The sequence below is a fragment of the Spirosoma sp. SC4-14 genome (assembly GCF_037201965.1).
Taxonomy (GTDB): domain Bacteria; phylum Bacteroidota; class Bacteroidia; order Cytophagales; family Spirosomataceae; genus Spirosoma.
Genome location: NZ_CP147518.1, coordinates 2,293,836 through 2,312,025 on the forward strand (window position 1 = coordinate 2,293,836; position 18,190 = coordinate 2,312,025).

Genomic DNA, 18,190 nt, shown 5'->3' on the forward strand with positions numbered 1-18,190 from the left:
AGAAAGACAAATGCCATACAAAAGCCCTGAAGGGGCGGCAGGATTATAGCAGAAAGGCAACACCGTAACATAAGCCCCGACGGGGCGATATATACAAGCTCCCCTATGGTGCGGAGACATAAGATTGGGCGACATAGAATTGACAAACAATGAAAAATATAGATTCCAGAACGCATGTACGGGGCGAATCGGTGTATCTGGACGATATTCCGCTGATCCGAGGGACTTTGTTCGGAGCTGCATTTGGCTCGCCAGTAGCGCATGGTGTGATTAAAAAACTGGATTTATCGGCAGCGGAGGCTATGCCCGGCGTGGTCAAACTGTTCACGTACAAAGATGTAACGGGCGAAAATCAGATTGGTGGCATCATTCCTGACGAGCCGTTGCTGGCCGAACAGCACGTCCACTACTGCGGCATGCCGATTGTATTTGTCGTGGCCGAAAGTGACGAGATCGCCCGTGCCGCCGTCAGGAAAATTACCGTCGACATCGATCCGTTACCCGTTATTACCGACCCTCGCGAAGCCCAGGCAAAAGGAGAATTGATTGTAAAGCCAAGGACCCATAAACTGGGGGATACCACAATGGCCTGGGCGCAGTGTACGCATATTTTTGAAGGCCGAACGGAAACCAACGGGCAAGAGCACCTGTATATCGAAACCCAGGGAGCTTATGCCGTTCCGCAGGAGAATAACGGCATCAAACTCTACTCATCAACGCAGGGTCCTACGGCTGTGCAACGGGCCGTTAGTCGGTCGGTGGGGCTGGCTATGCACCAGATTGATGTCGATGTAACGCGGCTGGGTGGTGGGTTTGGTGGCAAAGAAGATCAGGCCAATATGTGGGCCGCTCTGTGTGCATTGGCGGCCCACGTACTCCGTAAGCCCGTTAAATATTCGCTGCACCGGATGGAAGATATGGCCATGACCGGCAAACGGCATCCCTATTCGTCGGACTTTAAAATCGGACTCGACGACGATCTGAAGATCATTGCCTACGAAGCTACGTTCTACCAGAATGCCGGTGCGGCTGCCGATCTGTCGCCAGCGGTGCTGGAGCGTACCTTGTTTCACTGCACTAATACCTATTTCATTCCGAATGTAACGGCCACGGCCTATAGCTGTCGGACACACCTACCGCCCAATACGGCGTTCCGGGGGTTCGGTGGGCCGCAGGGTATGTTCGTCATTGAAGCAGCCATCGCTAAAGCGGCCGAGGAATTAGGCATTGAAGCGTCGGTAATTCAGGCTAAAAACCTCAACAAAACCGGCGATGAATTTGCCTATGGACAACACGCTGTGAGTGAAGCCCATGCCTGCTGGAATAAAGCCGTGGAATTGTATCAATTGGAAACGATTCGAACCCAAATTGATGCATTCAATAGCAACACCTCATTGTATAGAAAAGGTCTGGCGCTGATGCCAATCTGCTTCGGTATCTCGTTCACCAACACCCGCATGAATCAGGCGCGGGCGCTGGTACACGTCTATACCGATGGGAGCGTGGGCGTAAGTACGGGCGCTGTCGAGATGGGACAGGGGGTAAACACGAAGATGTTACAGGTGGCTGCTCATGTGCTGTCCATTCGGCCGGAGCGAGTGAAGTTGCAGACGACGAGTACCTATCGAATCGCCAACACATCACCATCGGCAGCCAGTGCCACGGCTGATCTGAACGGGAAAGCTGTGGAGTTGGCCTGCGCTGAAATCATTAACCGGCTAAAGGTTGTGGCCGCGGGCGAATTTCAAACGTCAGCGGAAGCCGTTACCCTAAAAGATGAATGGGTTTTTGTGAACGGTAATCGAACCGACTGGAACTGGAACCGGCTGGTAATGGAAGCGTTTATGAAACGGGTTAGCCTGTCTGAACACGCGCATTATGCCACCCCTGAAATCCATTACGATGCCAGCCGGGAGAAAGGCCATCCCTTTGCCTATCACGTGTACGGTACGGCCATTGTTGAGGTGACGGTCGATTGCCTGCGCGGCACCTATGAAATGGACGCTGTTAACGTTGTTCACGATTTTGGCGTCAGCATGAACCCGCTCATCGACCGTGGGCAGATCGAAGGCGGTATTGTACAGGGCCTTGGCTGGATGACCATGGAAGAGGTCGTTTATGATAAAGCCGGACGGTTGCGCTCCAATGCCTTATCAACCTATAAAGTGCCGGATATTTATTCGGTGCCAAAGGAAATAGCTATCGAACCCCTGAAAACCGAGCAGGACAATCTGGCCATCTTCCGGTCGAAAGCCGTGGGCGAGCCTCCCCTGATGTACGGCATTGGCGCCTATTTCGCTCTGCGCAATGCTATTCGGGCCTTTAATCCAACAGCCAACATTCCGTTCGATGCCCCTATGACACCTGAAAAGGTTCTTATGGCGTTGTACGATAAAAACGCGAACAATAGAACCGTAACCTCTTCAACTAGTAGTTATAGTAAACAGCTTCCGTCATAACCGCGAAGCGGTGGTAGTATTGTAGAAAGCAGACATCCTCTCTTTTTCAGAACTCCGAAGGAGTGGCAGAATAGATCAACTATGTCACTCCTTCGGAGCTCTCTAATGAATGTAGGGGCTTCTTTTCTATAATACTACCACCGCTTCGCGGTTCTATCAACGATATTACTCCGTCTGATGTCCAAACCAACATCATTAACCACCTGGCAACTTATTCATACGTGCATACGACAACAGCAGCCAGTGATGCTGCTGTATGTGCTGGAGAGTCATGGGAGTAGCCCAGGCCGGCAGGGGTTTCTGATGGCCGTGACCGCATCGGGCGACATGGAAGGGTCGATTGGGGGCGGCATTATGGAACACAAGTTTGTGGAAATGGCCAATGAAAAGCTTAGAAGACACACCACTGAGCTTTCCATCCGAACCCAATACCATGACAAACAAGCCACTCATAACCAGAGCGGTATGATCTGTTCAGGCGATCAGACCATCCTGGTTTATCGGATTCGACCGCACGACGAATCGGCTGTTCAGGCCATTGTCGATTGCCTTGACCAAAATCGAAACGGGCAGTTAACGCTATCGCCATCCGGCATTCAGTTTACGGAAAACGTATCGCTGAATACTGATTACAGCTTCAATAGGGGATCGGTAGACGAGTGGCAATATCAGGAACGGCTGGGTTATAAAAATGAGCTATTCATTATTGGCGGGGGGCATTGTGCATTGGCATTGTCGCGAATGATGAGCCTGATGGATTTTTACATTCGCATCTACGACGACCGCCCGGACCTGCATACCATGCAGTTGAATGCCGTTGCTCATGAGAAAATTACCATTCGTACGTATAGCGACCTAACCAATCTGATTCCGTCAGGAGCAAACAAATTTGTGGTGGTTATGACCTTTGGCTATCGAACCGACGATCTGGCTATCCGGGCGTTGCTGAATAAGTCATTTCGGTATTTTGGTGTGCTGGGGAGTAAAACCAAGATCGGAAAACTGTTTGCCGATTATCGCGCAGAAGGTATTTCCGACGAAGGGCTGACTCAAATCCATGCACCGATTGGCCTGTCCATCCATAGCCAGACTCCCGAAGAAATTGCCGTAAGTATTGCCGCCGAAATTATTCAGGTGAAGAATCAATACTTAAGCTGAATATATATTTCGGCCACTTTTTCATTTTGTGCAAAACATATATTCACAATTTTATAAGCTCCTGTAAATTTTGAATAAAATACAGAAAATGCATGTTTTGTGTTTTTATATTCTGTGAAATTGATTTATTTCAGAATTATTAGTTGTATTATGTGCTGGGATTCGCGTCGCCTTTTTGGTGTTTCGTGTTTTATGCCTTCCTCTTTGTATTCTGCACGGCGGCTTAGTCCAAACGTTTTATGAAGCAATTAGCAACCCTCATAGTCTTTGTCATAGCCTGTTCGGTTCAGGCACAACCCTTTTCCCAAAAAGAAATTAGCCATCTGCAAAAACAGGCCCGGCGAATCACGATCATCAAAGACAAATGGGGAGTGCCACACGTATACACAAAAACCGATCAGGAGGCCGTGTTCGGTATGATGTACGTGCAATGCGAGGAGTTTTTTGAAAGCGTGGAAAACACCTTGATCAGTCGACTGGGGCGTCAGGCGGAGGTTGAAGGTGAGTCGGCTCTATACAAAGATCTTTGGACTCGTATGTTCATCGATTCCGCTAAAGCGGTTGCCCTCTATCAGCAATCGCCAGGATGGCTTCGCAAACTATGCGATGGGTATGCTGATGGAATCAATTTCTATATGATTTCACATCCAGAGAAGAAACCACGGCTCATTACACGGGTGCAACCCTGGATGGCGCTGATGAACAATGTGCCCTCGCTCGAAGGCAGCAATTCAGGAGAAGCCGAGCTTCGCGCTTTTTATTCCAGAAATCCCAGTCTGTCGATGTCGTTTATGCCCAAAGACCTGAGCGAACATCAGGAGTATGGCGGATCGAATGGTTGGGCTATTGCTCCATCGCGTACGCAAAGCAAAAAGGCAATGCTGCTCATCAATCCACATGCCGAATTCTACGGGCGAATTGAAATTCAGGTTATCAGCAAAAAAGGGCTTAATGCCTACGGGGCTCCTTTTCTGGGGCAGTTCACTATTTTTCAAGGCTTTAATGAACACCTGGGCTGGATGCACCCCGTCTCCTTATCTGATGCCAAAGACCTGTATGCCGAGCAGATCGAACGGAAGAACGGACACTATTTCTATCGCTACAATGGCGAGCTACGACCCGTCGACAGCACGGGCATTACGCTGTATTACAAACAGGGCGGCCAGCTCATATCCAAAAAATGGATGGCCTACCGTACGCACCATGGGCCAATCATCGCATCGGTTAATACAAAATGGATTGCCCACAAAACGCACGATGCCAACATCGACCTGCTGGCCATGCACTGGCAGAAGATGAAAGCCCGAAACTTCAACGAATTCAAATCGGTCTTGAACAAACGAGCCATGACCGGTAGTAACATTATCTATGCCGATCAGCAAGGCAATATTGCCTACTGGCATGGCAACTTTGTGCCCAAACGCGATCCATCGCTCGACTGGAAACGCCCCGTCGATGGTAGCACCAGCGCTACTGACTGGCAGGGAACCTATTCGCTGGACGAGATTCCGCACTACATCAACCCCACAAACGGCTGGGTACAAAACTGTAATTCGACACCTTTGTATGGAACGGGCGTTTATGATTCCGTGATGGCTAAGAAGCCGGTTTATATGCTTCCCGACGGGCATACGGCACGTGCCGTGAGTGCCATTCGTGTACTGAATAAAATCAATGATGCCACGATCGACGATGTTGTCAGGGCCGCTCATGACCCGTATCTGCCCAATGGAGAGCACCATATTCCTAAACTGGTAGCCGCCTACAAAACGCTGCAAACCGATACGACCTACAGTTTGCTGGCTGGTCCTGTAGAAACCCTGCAATCCTGGAATTTCCAGACCGATACCAACTCAGTCGCAACAACACTGGCCGTGCTATGGCTGGAGAAAATAATTGAATTGAATGTGGCCCAATTGAAAAAACCTACCTCTAATGAGGAGCGTTATTCGATAACTAATGGTGCCAATATTTCGACTGATGCCGTTTCGACAACGCAAATACTCGATGCGTTAAAGAAGGTGGTTAATGGCTTACAAAAAGATTTTGGTACCTGGCAGGTGGCCTGGGGATCGATTAATCGATTTCAGCGCGTTCCCAACGGGCAATCGTTCAGTGATGTCAGCCGGAGTTGGGCTGTACCGGCTACACCCGGTTATATGGGTTCACTGAATGCATATGTCAGTCGAAAAAGCCCACAGACTCAGAAGCGATACGGTGCTACGGGCAATACCTTTGCGGCTGTGATTGAATTCGGAAAAACGCTGAAAGGGAAATCTATCCTTACGGGCGGATCGAGCTCAGATCCCGCGTCGGGCCACTTCACCGATCAGGTCGACGGTTATATTAAAGGGCAGTACAAAGACATTCTGTTTTACAAAAAAGAGGTTGTGGCTACTGCCGAACGAGTGTATCATCCGGGAGAGTAATTTCCTACATCCGACTTGTGGGTTTAAACCAAGGTAGCGAAAATTCTTTTTTCGTCTATATTGCATAGCAATCCTGCAAATCCCGACGTCGTTTATGCATCTAACTCCACGCGAGACCGAAAAACTCCTCCTGTTTCTGGCTGGCGAGCTAGCCGAAAAACGAAAAGCACGTGGCCTGAAACTGAATTATCCCGAAGCCATTGCCCTGATCAGTAGTCGTTTGCAGGAAGCTGCCCGCGATGGTCGGACCGTAGCCGAACTAATGCATTATGGCACTACCATTCTCTCGCGTGAGGATGTGATGGAGGGCATTCCCGAAATGATTCATGAAATTCAGATTGAAGCCACATTTCCCGACGGCACCAAGCTCGTAACCGTACACGATCCGATCCGGTAATAGTCTTTTCAGAACACAGATGACACGGATTTAACAGCATATCGCAGCTAGCTATAACCATGATTCCAGGAGAATACATACTTGCCGAAGGTGATATCGAATGCAACGTAGGTCGGAAAACCACTACGGTAATGGTTGTTAATACTGGCGACCGGCCGGTGCAGGTAGGATCGCACTTTCACTTTTTTGAGATTAACCGACTGATGGCTTTCGACCGGCAGAAAGCGTTGGGAATGCGACTGAACATCCCGGCCGGAACGGCCGTTCGCTTCGAACCCGGCGAAGAAAAAGAAGTGGAACTGGTCGAATTGGGGGGCAATAAGCGCGTAGTTGGCTTCAGCAATCTGGTCGATGGCTCAATTGCCGAAAAAAATGCTGCAACAACCACACAGGAGGCCATCTCGAAAGGCTTTAAAAATGCATGACCGTTCAGACAAAAGACCATAAATCCGTTTCGATTAGCCTGTTGGCCATTGACAAATTACCGGCGCTGGTCAATTATCTGGACAAACTTAGTCAGGCAACCCGCCGTCGATTTGAGCCGCACTCGTTCGATAGCCAGTCGGTCACGAACTTTTATCAGGATGCGAACCACCGGGCCTACATAGCCGAATCGGTTGACGAGCCTGAAATTGTGGCTTATTTCATCATTAAACGCGGTTTTCTACCAAAAGAAGCAGAACGGTTAGAAAGCTACGGATTGCAGTTAAGCGCTGAAACTGATTGTACGTTTGCGCCATCGGTGGCCGATGCCTGGCAGAGTTCGGGCGTAGGTAATCTGTTGTTTCGAATGGTACTCAACGAGTTGCAAACGGAGCCATTCGAGCGCATGATTTTGTGGGGAGGAGTACAAAGCAGCAACGAGCGCGCTATTCGCTTTTATGAAAAATATGGATTTCGCGAACTCGGTTATTTCGAGCATAACGGAATCGGAAATTACGACATGATCAAAGAACTTAAGGCTTTCGCTTAGGACTATAAACGCCGTGAAAATCAACCGCATCAAATACGCCAATATGTATGGCCCAACCGTCGGTGACAAAGTGCGCCTGGGCGATACGGATCTGATCATCGAAATTGAAAAAGACTTTACTGTCTACGGCGACGAGTCGAAATTTGGGGGCGGCAAAACCATCCGCGACGGTATGGCCCAGTCGGCTACGGCAACCCGCAGCGAAGGCGTTCTGGACATGGTCATTACCAGCGTCATGATCATCGACCACTGGGGAATCGTGAAAGCCGATGTTGGTCTGAAAGATGGTAAAATTGTTGGCATTGGCAAAGCCGGAAACCCCGATACCATGGACGGCGTCGACCCGAACATGATCATTGGCGCATCGACCGAAGTACACGGTGGTGCAGGGCTGATTGCCACAGCGGGCGGTATTGATTCGCACATCCACTTCATCTGTCCACAGCAGATCGACCATGCCCTGTTCAGTGGCATCACAACCATGATGGGTGGCGGAACCGGACCCGCCGATGGCACCAGCGCCACGACCGTAACGCCCGGAGCCTGGAATATTCAAAAAATGCTGGAGTCGGCCGATGCGTTTCCGATGAATCTGGGCTTTATGGGCAAAGGCAATTGTGCTTCCCTGGCTCCGCTCGAAGAACAGATCGAAGCCGGGGCGCTGGGACTAAAAATTCACGAAGACTGGGGTTCGACACCGGCCGTTATCGACGCATCGCTGCAAGTGGCCGATAAATACGACGTGCAGGTAGCGATCCATACCGATACGCTGAACGAAGGCGGTTTTCTGGAAGATACCATCAACGCTATCAACGGACGGGTTATTCATACGTTTCATACGGAAGGCGCTGGTGGCGGCCATGCCCCCGACATCATCAAAGCGGCCATGTACCCCTACGTGCTCCCCTCCTCAACCAACCCAACGCGACCATACACAGCCAACACCATCGACGAACACCTCGATATGCTAATGGTTTGTCATCACCTGTCGCGGTCGGTTCCCGAAGATGTGGCCTTTGCCGACTCCCGCATTCGTCCCGAAACCATTGCCGCCGAAGATATTCTGCACGACATGGGTGTGTTCAGTATGATGAGTTCCGACTCGCAGGCAATGGGTCGCGTGGCCGAAGTAATTACGCGCACCTGGCAAACCGCCGATAAGATGAAGAAACAACGCGGGTTTTTGCCCGAAGATGTAGCCCATCAAAACGATAATTTCCGGGTGAAACGATACGTAGCCAAATACACCATCAATCCCGCAATCTCGCACGGAATTTCAGACTATGTAGGTTCGCTGGAAGCGGGTAAACTGGCCGATCTGGTGCTATGGAAACCGGCTATGTTCGGTGCCAAACCCGAAATGATTATAAAAGGCGGTATGATTATCGCCAGCCGGATGGGCGACCCCAACGCATCGATTCCAACACCTCAGCCAGTCATCTATAGGCATATGTTTGGGGCATACGGGAAAGCGTTGCATAAAACCTGCGCCACGTTTGTATCGCAGGTATCGCTCAACAAAGGGATTGTGCAGCAATATGACTTGCAGAAACTGGTGTTGCCCGTCAAAAACTGCCGGGCAATCTCCAAGAAAGACCTTATTCATAACGACGCAACGCCCCAAATCGACGTAAATCCCGAAACCTACGAAGTGAAAGTCGATGGCCATCCCATCACCTGTGAACCCGTTACGGTGGTCCCACTCGCCCAGCGGTATTTTTTGTTTTAGAAAATTGCTTATCCGTAAGCATCCGTTAAATCCGTGTGCTAAAACCAATGCTGATTCAGCAAAAAATAGCCTCTCTTGATGCCATCGTTCTCAATAACCGAACGATCGACTACCTCCCGCTGGAATGGTATGAAACCAGCAAACGCATCATGCGAAAACGGACACGAAATGGGCAGGATGTTGCGTTGAAATTTCTGTCCGAAAACCCACGTCTGACGCAGGGCGATGTACTCTACGAAGACAGCCAGACGGTTATTGTCGTTGAGGTTCTTCCCTGCGATGCGCTCGTGATTTGTCCGGCATCCATGCATGAAATGGCTTCTGTCTGTTACGAAATTGGCAACAAGCATCTGCCTTTGTTTTACGAAAACGATAGCTTGCTGGCTCCCTACGACGCACCGCTGTTTCGCTTACTGACCGCATCGGGCTATGCCGTAGAACGTCAGCAGCGACAATTACTAAATCCGCTCAACACCTCGGTTTCACCCCATGCACACGCCGACAGCAGCAGTAGCCTATTTTCGAAAATCCTGAAACTTACAGCCTCTCCCGAATGAATACCGCCCTGTTACGTTTGTTACAACTGAGCGACCCAACCTTACCCATTGGCGGTTACGCCCATTCGGCGGGACTGGAAACTTACGTGCAGGCCGGAGTGGTGCATGATGCGGCAACGGCGCGGGCGTTCATCACCGAAATGCTGTCCAGAAATCTGTTCTACACAGATGCTGCTCTGGTTTCGCTGGCTTTCGATGCCGCTACCCATAACGATCTGAACGAACTTCTGCAACTCGACGACGAATGCACAGCCGTGAAGTTGCCGCGAGAAATGCGGCAGGCCAGTCAGAAACTTGGCATGCGGTTGTTAAAAATATTTCAACCTCTTTGTTCCAGTCTACTGGCTGATCAGTACCGCAATGCCATTCGGGCCCAACAGGCTACTGGTCATTACTGCCTGCTTTTCGGTATATATGCATCAGTCCTGCAAATTCCCAAAACCGATGCGTTAACCGGTTTTTATTACAATGCTGCCGTTGGTATGGTTACCAATAGTGTCAAACTGATTCCGTTGGGCCAGCAGGATGGGCAGGAAATCCTGTTTTCGTTTCAGCAACTTATCCAGGAGCTAACCGAACAAACGCTCAACCCCAACCGAAGTTGCATTGGGCTATGCTGCCCCGGTTTCGACATTCGAAGTATGCAGCACGAACGGTTGTATTCGCGGCTGTATATGTCGTGACGCTACTTAGGCTGAGTCTGCTTAGTTTTACCAAAAAAACACTCAACCATGATCGTTAAATTAGCTGAAGGCAATCTTAAAACTAAGTTTGGCGAGTATCACGAAGTGCTGTTCTACAACGGACAAAAAGAATCGATAGCGCTTATTATGGGCGATGTAAACGAAGCTGAAAACGTCCTGTGCCGGGTTCATTCGTCGTGTTTGTTTGGCCATGCGTTCAACAGCATCGAATGTGATTGTCGGGAACAGATGGAAATCTCGCAGCGACTTATTCAGCAGGCAGGGCAGGGCGTAATTATCTGGCTCGATCAGGAGGGTAAAGGCAACGGGCATTTTGCTTTGCTGAAAAGCGTCGAACATAAACGGCTGGGGCTGGCACAGGCCGATGCCTACGAAGCAGTTGGGTTCAAACGCGATGCACGGGATTATGCTCAAGCCGCCGAAATCCTGCGGGTGCTGGGCGTGAAATCCATTCGAATGTTAACCAACAATCCGAAAAAAGTAGAAACGCTTACTCAACACGGCATTACGGTTGCTGGCACACAGGCCACCAGGCTATAAGCACAATTGCTTCCTAAATCCGGTTCTCTAGTTCAGGTTAATTTATGCTTCAACTCATCAATAGTGCCCTCCGCCATCCCGAAAACACGGCAATTTTATCCGACAACCAATCTTATTCCTATCAACAGCTTCTCGATGCTTCTGCTGCCTTTGCTGCCCTGCTTCTTGCCGAAAATACTGATCTGAACGAAAAACGGATAGCCTTTATGGTTACGCCGGGGTTCGATTATGTACGGGTGCAGTGGGGAGTATGGCGGGCTGGCGGCATTGCCGTACCACTGGCACTTTCCTATCCCTTGCCGTCGCTGCAATATGTTATCGACGATACGGAAGCGGAAATAATCGTTGTCAGTAGTGCGTATGCAACCATGCTGGCCCCGCTGATTGCCCAAAAAGGGTTGCGATTGATTGTTTTGGGAGAAGAACCAACGGTGCCGCCGGTTCAGTTACCGACTATTGAGCCAGAACGTCGGGCCATGATTTTGTATACCAGTGGCACCACCAGCCTGCCCAAAGGCGTTGTGACAACACACCGGAATCTGGAAGCGCAGATTTCGACGCTGGTTGCTGCCTGGCACTGGTCGCCAACAGATCATATTCTGTGCGTGCTGCCGTTGCATCATGTTCATGGTATTGTCAACGTCATTAGCTGTGCGCTCTGGTCGGGTGCTACGGTGGAGTTTTTGCCGACATTTACTGCCGAGTCGGTTTTTGCTGCCTTTCAGAAAGGGGCTATCAATGTGTTCATGGCCGTACCAACCATTTATTTCAAGCTGATTGCCTATTGGGAAAGCCTTCCGGTCGATCAGCAACAACAACTATCGGCAATCCTGAAGCCCTTCCGGCTGATGGTTTCTGGATCGGCCGCGTTGCCCGTTTCGGTAATGGAAAAATGGAAAACCATTAGCGGCCATACGCTGCTCGAACGCTACGGTATGACCGAAATTGGTATGGGCATCAGTAATCCCTACGAAGGCGAACGCCGGGCGGGCCACATTGGTCAACCGTTGCCGGGCGTGCAGGTTCGACTGGTCGATGAAGCCAACAACGAGGTACCGACCGACCAACCCGGCGAAATTCAGATACAGGGCGATACCGTTTTTCTGGAATACTGGCACCGGCCAGAAGCTACCCAAAAAGCATTTACTGACGACGGCTGGTTCCGAACGGGCGATATTGCCGTTGTTGAAGAGGGCTACTATCGTATTCTGGGTCGCGACTCGATCGACATCATCAAATCGGGGGGCTACAAGATTTCGGCGCTCGAAATTGAAGAGGTACTCCGCACCCACCCCGCCATTAGCGATTGCAGTGTGGTGGGTATTCCGAACGAAGAGTGGGGCGAACTGGTTGGCGCTGCGCTGCTGGTTAATGACGATTCTGTTGACATTACCGAAATCAACAACTGGCTGCGTCAGCAAATGCCTGCTTATAAAGTGCCCCGACACTACCGGGTGGTTGCTGAACTTCCCCGCAACGCCATGGGCAAAGTTACCAAAAACGATCTTAAACCGTTGTTCCTAACTACTTAACCACTACGTATCTATGATTATTTATGGGGTTGCTATTCTGGCATTCTGCTATCTGACCGGGCAGTTGGCTGGTGAATGGCTTGGTCTGTTGCTGGGCGTTCATGCCAACGTGGGGGGTGTTGGCTTTGCCATGCTGCTGCTGGTTGTGCTCAACGACTGGCTCGTAAAAAAGAAATATGTCAACCTGGAAACCGAAACCGGCATTTTGTTCTGGAATAAACTCTACATACCGATTGTGGTGGCCATGTCGGCAACCCAAAACGTGAAAGTGGCGGTTTCGAGCGGGCTAATTGCCGTTGTGGCAGGAATCGTTCCGGTATTGATCTGTGTGGCATCTATTCCACTGATTGCTAAGTTAGCCACCCCAAAAAACACCCGCCCCGATGGAACTTATCACCCGGTTTCTTGATAAAAATGGTCTGATTGTTGGTTTTCTGGTGCTCGGTATAATTATGGCTGTGGCCGAGGTTCTGTCCAGTAAACTAACGCGAAAAAAGATACCGGGATCGGCCATCGCCATCTTGATGGGACTCTTGTTAGCCTACCTTGGTGGCATCAGTACCGGTGGCGAAAAAGGAATTGCTGACTGGAAACCACTGGCTGGTTTTGGTATGTTGGGGGGCGCTATGTTTCGGGATTTCGCTATTGTCGCCACGGCTATGGGGGCCAGCTTTGTGGTGATGAAACGGGCCGGATGGATTGGTGCATTGTCGCTTTTTCTGGGTATCGTACTCTCATTTCTGGGGGGTGTTCTTGTGGCCCTGCTCTGGGGCTATACCGATGCCATTAGCCTCACAACCATTGGGGCTGGCGCCTGTACCTATATTGTTGGTCCCGTAACGGGTGCCGCTATTGGTGCCAGTTCCGATGTGATGGCCCTCAGTATTGCGGCAGGGGTAGTCAAGAGTGTTTTCGTTACTATCGGAACGCCCTATATGGCGCGGTATATCGGTCTCAATAATCCAAACACGGCCATGATCTACGGCGGATTGATGGGCACCACGAGTGGCGTGTCGGCGGGGCTGGCCGCTACCGATCCGGCTCTTGTTCCATATGGTGCCTTAACCGCTACATTCTATACCGGGCTTGGCTGTCTGGCCTGTCCGTCAGTACTTTATCTGCTGATGCGGCTGTGTTTTTAGGGAAACTCGCTACGTAGTTGGCGCAGCCACTGGCATTGGGGTTTCGCATTTTCGTTATTCAGGCTAATCCTGCTTTCTGACGTCTTTTATTCAGTACTGAGCCGCTTTGGTATGGAAGATGTAATTTCATCGACGATTGTCGGATTTACCCCTTAGATTGCCGGAATTGCCCCGTTCGGGTTTGGATAGCTGCCGCTAGATTTGCCTAAATGAATCGGGCAATTTCTGTCGTTTCATCCCGATGATTTGCCGGGTTACTCAGTTCAACTCTTTACTATTGTAAAACAACAATGCTATGGCAGCGCTGAATCCTTATCTGAATTTCAACGGTAATTGCGAAGAAGCTTTTGACTTCTATCAATCGGTTTTTGGTGGCGAACTAATCGGTAAAATGCGTTTTAAAGATGGCCCGGCCGAACACACGTTTTCTGAAAATGAGGCCGACAAGATTCTTAATACGGCTTTGCCAATCGGCAAAACCAGTGTCTTGATGGGAAGCGACGTGCCAGAGGCTTTTGGGAAAGCCATTATTGGTACCAATACCTATGTGTCAATCGGCACTGACAGCGAAGAAGAAACCGAGCGATTGTTTGCGGGCCTTTCGGCAGATGGTCAGGTCATGATGCCATTGCACAAGGCATTCTGGGGCGACTATTTCGGGATGTTTACCGATAAATTTGGTATTCAGTGGATGGTTAGTTATGCCTACAATCGGCAGGGTTAATAAATGATTGGATAACGGTCTACGGTTGTAGCCAGAGTATGGGAATACATGCTAAACATGAGAAACGTTAAATTACAGATGCAGATGACACTGGATGGCTTCGTGGCGGGGCCAAACGGTGAAATGGATTGGCTGGTTTGGAACTGGGACGATGAACTGAAAGCCTATGTCGGCGCAATAACGGAGTCCATAGATTGCATTCTGCTGGGGCGAAACCTGGCCCAGGGTTTTATTCCAGCCTGGGCCTCACGGGCCGAAGAATCGAACCCGGAAGAAGGCGAGTTTGCTCAGAAAATGACCGACTTGCCTAAAGTTGTCTTCTCAAACTCGCTCGATAAGCCCGCATGGGAAAACGTAACCCTGGCAGGTGGCGATCTTGTTGAAGAAGTAAATCGACTGAAGCAGCAACCAGGGAATGATCTGATGCTATACGGTGGGGCATCGCTGGTCGCATCCTGTATCAGGCATAACCTGATCGACGAATACAATCTGTTTGTCAATCCGGTAATTTTAGGAAAAGGAATGCCCATATTCAACGGGCTTGATGGCAGACTTAAACTGAAGCTGGTACATAGCCAGCCATTTAGTTGCGGTATTGTTGCGGTGCGGTATGAGCCCGATCGCAGTTGATTTATACTCTTTATGAAATTCTGAATAATTCTGCGACCTTCCCCAACCGGAAGGTCGTTTGTTTGTCGGCCTTTACAAAATCATCGCTATTTTGCTGGCTGAACTATTCGTAACGCATGAAATATCTGCTTTTTTGTCTTCTGTTTCCCTGTGCTGCATTTGCTCAAACCGAAAACCAATACAATCTGATTCCATTTCCGGCCCGGTTTGCCGGACAGGATGGGCAGTTTACCCTCACAACAACAACGCGGGTTGTGCTGGCCCCTGCCACCGATGCCTCGCTTAAGTCAGTTGCACAACAGTTTGTCGGTCAGGTTAAAACCGCCAATGGCCTGACACTCGCAGTAACTCCTGCAAGTGCTGCTTTGGCCAAGGGGGCTAACATTTTTCTGACCATCAACAAAAAATTAACCCTGGGCGACGAAGGGTACAAGCTAACCGTAACACCTTCCAGAGTGGTTGTCGAAGCACCAACGGCCAAAGGATTGTTCTACGCAACCCAGACAATGCGTCAGCTACTACCCGTCGGACAATCGGCTACGGTAACCATGCCTGCCTGTGCCATTACCGACAAACCACGGTATGGCTATCGTGGGCTACACCTCGATGTGTCACGGCATTTTATGCCCGTATCGTTCGTGAAAAAATTTATCGATTTGATGGCCATGCACAAACAGAACACGTTTCACTGGCATCTGACCGACGATCAGGGATGGCGCATCGAAATTAAAAAATATCCGAAATTGACTCAGATTGGCAGTAAACGCGCTGAATCGATTGTAGGGCAGTACTTCCAGAATTATCCGCAGCAGTTCGATGGAAAGCCCGTCGGCGGGTTCTACACACAGGCCGAAATTAAAGATGTGGTGCGGTATGCGCAAAGCCGGTTTGTTACCATCGTGCCCGAAATTGAGATGCCAGGCCATGCGCAGGCTGCCCTGGCTGCGTATCCGGAGCTAAGCTGCGATCCGAGTAAAAAATATGATGTATTCACCAAGTGGGGCGTTTCGGAAGATGTGTTTTGCCCTTCCGAAAAAACATTCAGTTTTCTTCAGGATGTGCTGACCGAAGTAATGACGCTTTTTCCTGGCAAATATATTCATATCGGGGGCGATGAGTGTCCCAAAACCGCCTGGAAACAGAGTGCTTTCTGTCAGGAACTGATTAAGAAAAACAAGCTGAAAGACGAACACGAACTCCAGAGTTATTTTATTCGCCGGATCGAAAAGTTTCTCAACAGTAAAGGCCGGTCAATTATTGGCTGGGACGAAATTCTGGAAGGGGGGCTGGCACCCAATGCTACGGTAATGAGCTGGCGCGGAACAGAAGGTGGAATTGCTGCGGCTAAGCAAAAACACAACGTTGTTATGACACCCACCGGCACCTGCTATCTGGATTATTACCAGGGTAATCCGGCTACCGAACCGTTGGCTATTGGTGGGTATTTACCCATCGATCAGGTGTATGCCTACGAACCAATGCCTGCCGAGCTAACGCCAGCAGAGCAGACGTATATTCTGGGTGTTCAGGGGAATTTATGGACCGAGTATGTGCCAACTCCCGAATCTGTAGAATACATGATGTTTCCGAGAGCAATTGCGCTGGCCGAAATTGCCTGGATGCAAACGGGCCCCCATAATTTTGAAGATTTTGCTCTCCGGCTGAAGAATCACCTGCCCCGCCTGTCGCAGATTCCGGTAAATTATGCCAAACGCCTGTTTGATATTACGGCAAGCACGCAGGCGAGCGATCAGGGGCAGTTGCAGGTGGTACTGAAAAAAATCGACTCCGACAGCCGGATTTTCTATACGCTAAACGGGAAAGAACCGAGCGAAACGAGTACTGAATACATCGGCCCCATTACGCTAAGCAAAACAACAACGCTGCGGGCGATGACTCCCAGTGGTGGGCGGCTAACGCAAACCTTTACGCTGCATAAAGGCAAAAACAAGTCGTATACCTATGCCATACCGCTCGAAAACAACAGCGATAAGGATACTAAAAAACTGACGGATGGAATTCGGGGCGAAACCCCACGCGATCGGCGCCAGTGGGTTAACTTCTTCGGCGATATGGATGTAACACTCGATCTGGGTGATGTGACCAGTGTTACAAAAGTTTCATTAAATTTCCTGAAGGTTATTCTGGAGAAAAACTTCCCGCCAACATCGGTCGAAATTGCGTTATCGAAAGATGGAACCGATTTCAAGGATGCCATCAAGCAACCGATCAAATACGAACTAAACGGCCCGTGGGATATTCTGCCGGTTGTAGCCGACTTCAAAACCGCACGGGCTCGCTACGTTCGGATTCGCGCCAAAAACGTTGGTGTTTGCCCTCCAGAGCATCCGAACGCGGGCGAAAAAACCTGGTTCTCGACGGATGAAATTGTGGTGGAGTAAAAGCGTAGGGGTTGGTCTAGGGGCGGCAGGGATAGGAAACATTCCCCGCTACCCCCGCAATCCCAAGCCCCTGGCCCTTAGCAAAAAAGCTTATGAAAAAGATAGTCGTACTTTCAGGAGCAGGCATTAGTGCCGAAAGTGGTATTCCAACGTTTCGTGCATCGGATGGACTTTGGGAAAACCATCGGATCGAAGATGTGGCGACTCCCGAAGCCTGGCTACGGAACCCCGATCTGGTGCAGGATTTTTATAATCAGCGTCGGAAACAGGCACTGAGTGTCGAACCCAATGCCGGGCATCTGGCACTGGTGAAACTGGAACAGTATTTCGATGTGACAATCATTACCCAGAATGTCGATAATCTGCACGAAAAAGCGGGCTCATCGAAGGTTGTTCACCTGCATGGAGAGTTGTTTAAATCCCGTAGTACAAAAGATCCGTCATTGGTTTACGACGTTGAGGGATGGGAGCTTAAACGAGGAGATTTGTGCGAAAAAGGATCGCAGCTACGGCCCCACATTGTGTGGTTTGGCGAGGCCGTTCCGATGATGGATGTGGCGTATGATATTACCGATGAGGCCGATATTTTTATTGTGGTTGGAACATCGCTGAATGTATATCCGGCTGCAGGATTGGTGTATGCTGTTCGGCGGGGTGTGCCCATTTATGTCGTTGACCCACACAGCCCGGATGTTCAGGGGCGATCGAATGTAACGTTTATCGTGGAGCCTGCAACAACCGGACTCACAAAGCTAACCGATCAGCTTATTGCCGAAGCGTAATAGTATTGGTCATCAGTCATTGATAGACTTTA

Annotated in this window: 17 protein-coding genes; all 17 read left to right on the forward strand. The window is 49.9% G+C overall.

Annotated elements, in window-relative coordinates; all coding sequences use genetic code 11:
* The first annotated feature begins 149 nt into the window (after positions 1-149).
* Positions 150-2,459, forward strand: coding sequence for a molybdopterin cofactor-binding domain-containing protein (locus WBJ53_RS09305; RefSeq protein ID WP_338875814.1), 2,310 nt, complete (start codon positions 150-152; stop codon positions 2,457-2,459).
* Between the two features lie 177 nt (positions 2,460-2,636).
* Positions 2,637-3,617: an XdhC family protein gene (locus tag WBJ53_RS09310; protein ID WP_338875815.1), complete on the forward strand. Its 981-nt coding sequence runs from the start codon at positions 2,637-2,639 to the stop codon at positions 3,615-3,617.
* A gap of 239 nt (positions 3,618-3,856) precedes the next feature.
* The gene (locus WBJ53_RS09315; RefSeq protein ID WP_338875816.1) at positions 3,857-6,046 is read left to right on the forward strand and encodes a penicillin acylase family protein; all 2,190 of its coding nucleotides are present in this window, start codon (positions 3,857-3,859) and stop codon (positions 6,044-6,046) included.
* A 94-nt stretch (positions 6,047-6,140) separates the two neighbouring features.
* Positions 6,141-6,443 carry an urease subunit gamma gene (gene ureA / locus WBJ53_RS09320; protein ID WP_338875817.1) on the forward strand — a complete coding sequence of 101 codons (303 nt, stop codon included), beginning with the start codon at positions 6,141-6,143 and terminating at the stop codon, positions 6,441-6,443.
* A 59-nt stretch (positions 6,444-6,502) separates the two neighbouring features.
* Positions 6,503-6,868 carry an urease subunit beta gene (gene ureB, locus WBJ53_RS09325; protein ID WP_338875818.1) on the forward strand — a complete coding sequence of 122 codons (366 nt, stop codon included), beginning with the start codon at positions 6,503-6,505 and terminating at the stop codon, positions 6,866-6,868.
* Positions 6,865-7,416, forward strand: a complete 552-nt coding sequence (locus WBJ53_RS09330; protein ID WP_338875819.1) for a GNAT family N-acetyltransferase — start codon at positions 6,865-6,867, stop codon at positions 7,414-7,416. The genes ureB and WBJ53_RS09330 overlap by 4 nt, the downstream gene beginning before the upstream one ends.
* Positions 7,417-7,429: 13 nt before the next feature.
* Entirely contained in the window at positions 7,430-9,145 is a 1,716-nt protein-coding gene (ureC, locus tag WBJ53_RS09335) for an urease subunit alpha (RefSeq protein ID WP_338875820.1), read from the forward strand.
* A 47-nt stretch (positions 9,146-9,192) separates the two neighbouring features.
* On the forward strand, positions 9,193-9,702 hold the full coding sequence (gene ureE / locus WBJ53_RS09340) for an urease accessory protein UreE (protein WP_338875821.1): 510 nt from the start codon (positions 9,193-9,195) through the stop codon (positions 9,700-9,702).
* Positions 9,699-10,385 (forward strand): urease accessory protein UreF, encoded by a 687-nt coding sequence (locus WBJ53_RS09345; RefSeq protein WP_338875822.1) that lies wholly within the window; start codon positions 9,699-9,701, stop codon positions 10,383-10,385. The genes ureE and WBJ53_RS09345 overlap by 4 nt, the downstream gene beginning before the upstream one ends.
* Positions 10,386-10,433: 48 nt before the next feature.
* Positions 10,434-10,946 (forward strand): GTP cyclohydrolase II RibA, encoded by a 513-nt coding sequence (ribA, locus tag WBJ53_RS09350; protein WP_338875823.1) that lies wholly within the window; start codon positions 10,434-10,436, stop codon positions 10,944-10,946.
* Between the two features lie 44 nt (positions 10,947-10,990).
* The gene (locus WBJ53_RS09355; protein ID WP_338875824.1) at positions 10,991-12,478 is read left to right on the forward strand and encodes an acyl-CoA synthetase; all 1,488 of its coding nucleotides are present in this window, start codon (positions 10,991-10,993) and stop codon (positions 12,476-12,478) included.
* A gap of 13 nt (positions 12,479-12,491) precedes the next feature.
* Positions 12,492-12,887 (forward strand): malonate transporter subunit MadL, encoded by a 396-nt coding sequence (madL, locus tag WBJ53_RS09360; protein ID WP_338875825.1) that lies wholly within the window; start codon positions 12,492-12,494, stop codon positions 12,885-12,887.
* Positions 12,862-13,620 carry a malonate transporter subunit MadM gene (madM, locus tag WBJ53_RS09365; protein ID WP_338875826.1) on the forward strand — a complete coding sequence of 253 codons (759 nt, stop codon included), beginning with the start codon at positions 12,862-12,864 and terminating at the stop codon, positions 13,618-13,620. The genes madL and madM overlap by 26 nt, the downstream gene beginning before the upstream one ends.
* A 295-nt stretch (positions 13,621-13,915) precedes the next feature.
* On the forward strand, positions 13,916-14,344 hold the full coding sequence (locus WBJ53_RS09370) for a VOC family protein (RefSeq protein ID WP_338875827.1): 429 nt from the start codon (positions 13,916-13,918) through the stop codon (positions 14,342-14,344).
* Between the two features lie 57 nt (positions 14,345-14,401).
* Complete coding sequence (locus WBJ53_RS09375; RefSeq protein ID WP_338875828.1) at positions 14,402-14,974, forward strand: dihydrofolate reductase family protein; 573 nt, start codon at positions 14,402-14,404, stop codon at positions 14,972-14,974.
* Between the two features lie 116 nt (positions 14,975-15,090).
* Positions 15,091-17,376 carry a family 20 glycosylhydrolase gene (locus WBJ53_RS09380; RefSeq protein WP_338875829.1) on the forward strand — a complete coding sequence of 762 codons (2,286 nt, stop codon included), beginning with the start codon at positions 15,091-15,093 and terminating at the stop codon, positions 17,374-17,376.
* A gap of 92 nt (positions 17,377-17,468) precedes the next feature.
* On the forward strand, positions 17,469-18,158 hold the full coding sequence (locus WBJ53_RS09385) for an NAD-dependent deacylase (protein WP_338875830.1): 690 nt from the start codon (positions 17,469-17,471) through the stop codon (positions 18,156-18,158).
* Positions 18,159-18,190 lie beyond the last annotated feature (32 nt).

Excerpts from the sequence above, each read along its gene's own strand:
- WBJ53_RS09305 (WP_338875814.1), top strand. The coding sequence starts at position 150 with ATGAAAAATATAGATTCCAGAACGCATGTACGGGGCGAATCGGTGTAT.
- ureE (WP_338875821.1), top strand. The coding sequence starts at position 9,193 with ATGCTGATTCAGCAAAAAATAGCCTCTCTTGATGCCATCGTTCTCAAT.
- WBJ53_RS09385 (WP_338875830.1), top strand. The coding sequence starts at position 17,469 with ATGAAAAAGATAGTCGTACTTTCAGGAGCAGGCATTAGTGCCGAAAGT.
- WBJ53_RS09345 (WP_338875822.1), top strand. The coding sequence starts at position 9,699 with ATGAATACCGCCCTGTTACGTTTGTTACAACTGAGCGACCCAACCTTA.
- madM (WP_338875826.1), top strand. The coding sequence starts at position 12,862 with ATGGAACTTATCACCCGGTTTCTTGATAAAAATGGTCTGATTGTTGGT.
- ribA (WP_338875823.1), top strand. The coding sequence starts at position 10,434 with ATGATCGTTAAATTAGCTGAAGGCAATCTTAAAACTAAGTTTGGCGAG.
- ureA (WP_338875817.1), top strand. The coding sequence starts at position 6,141 with ATGCATCTAACTCCACGCGAGACCGAAAAACTCCTCCTGTTTCTGGCT.
- WBJ53_RS09315 (WP_338875816.1), top strand. The coding sequence starts at position 3,857 with ATGAAGCAATTAGCAACCCTCATAGTCTTTGTCATAGCCTGTTCGGTT.
- WBJ53_RS09375 (WP_338875828.1), top strand. The coding sequence starts at position 14,402 with ATGAGAAACGTTAAATTACAGATGCAGATGACACTGGATGGCTTCGTG.
- madL (WP_338875825.1), top strand. The coding sequence starts at position 12,492 with ATGATTATTTATGGGGTTGCTATTCTGGCATTCTGCTATCTGACCGGG.
- WBJ53_RS09330 (WP_338875819.1), top strand. The coding sequence starts at position 6,865 with ATGACCGTTCAGACAAAAGACCATAAATCCGTTTCGATTAGCCTGTTG.
- ureB (WP_338875818.1), top strand. The coding sequence starts at position 6,503 with ATGATTCCAGGAGAATACATACTTGCCGAAGGTGATATCGAATGCAAC.
- WBJ53_RS09355 (WP_338875824.1), top strand. The coding sequence starts at position 10,991 with ATGCTTCAACTCATCAATAGTGCCCTCCGCCATCCCGAAAACACGGCA.
- WBJ53_RS09370 (WP_338875827.1), top strand. The coding sequence starts at position 13,916 with ATGGCAGCGCTGAATCCTTATCTGAATTTCAACGGTAATTGCGAAGAA.
- WBJ53_RS09380 (WP_338875829.1), top strand. The coding sequence starts at position 15,091 with ATGAAATATCTGCTTTTTTGTCTTCTGTTTCCCTGTGCTGCATTTGCT.
- WBJ53_RS09310 (WP_338875815.1), top strand. The coding sequence starts at position 2,637 with ATGTCCAAACCAACATCATTAACCACCTGGCAACTTATTCATACGTGC.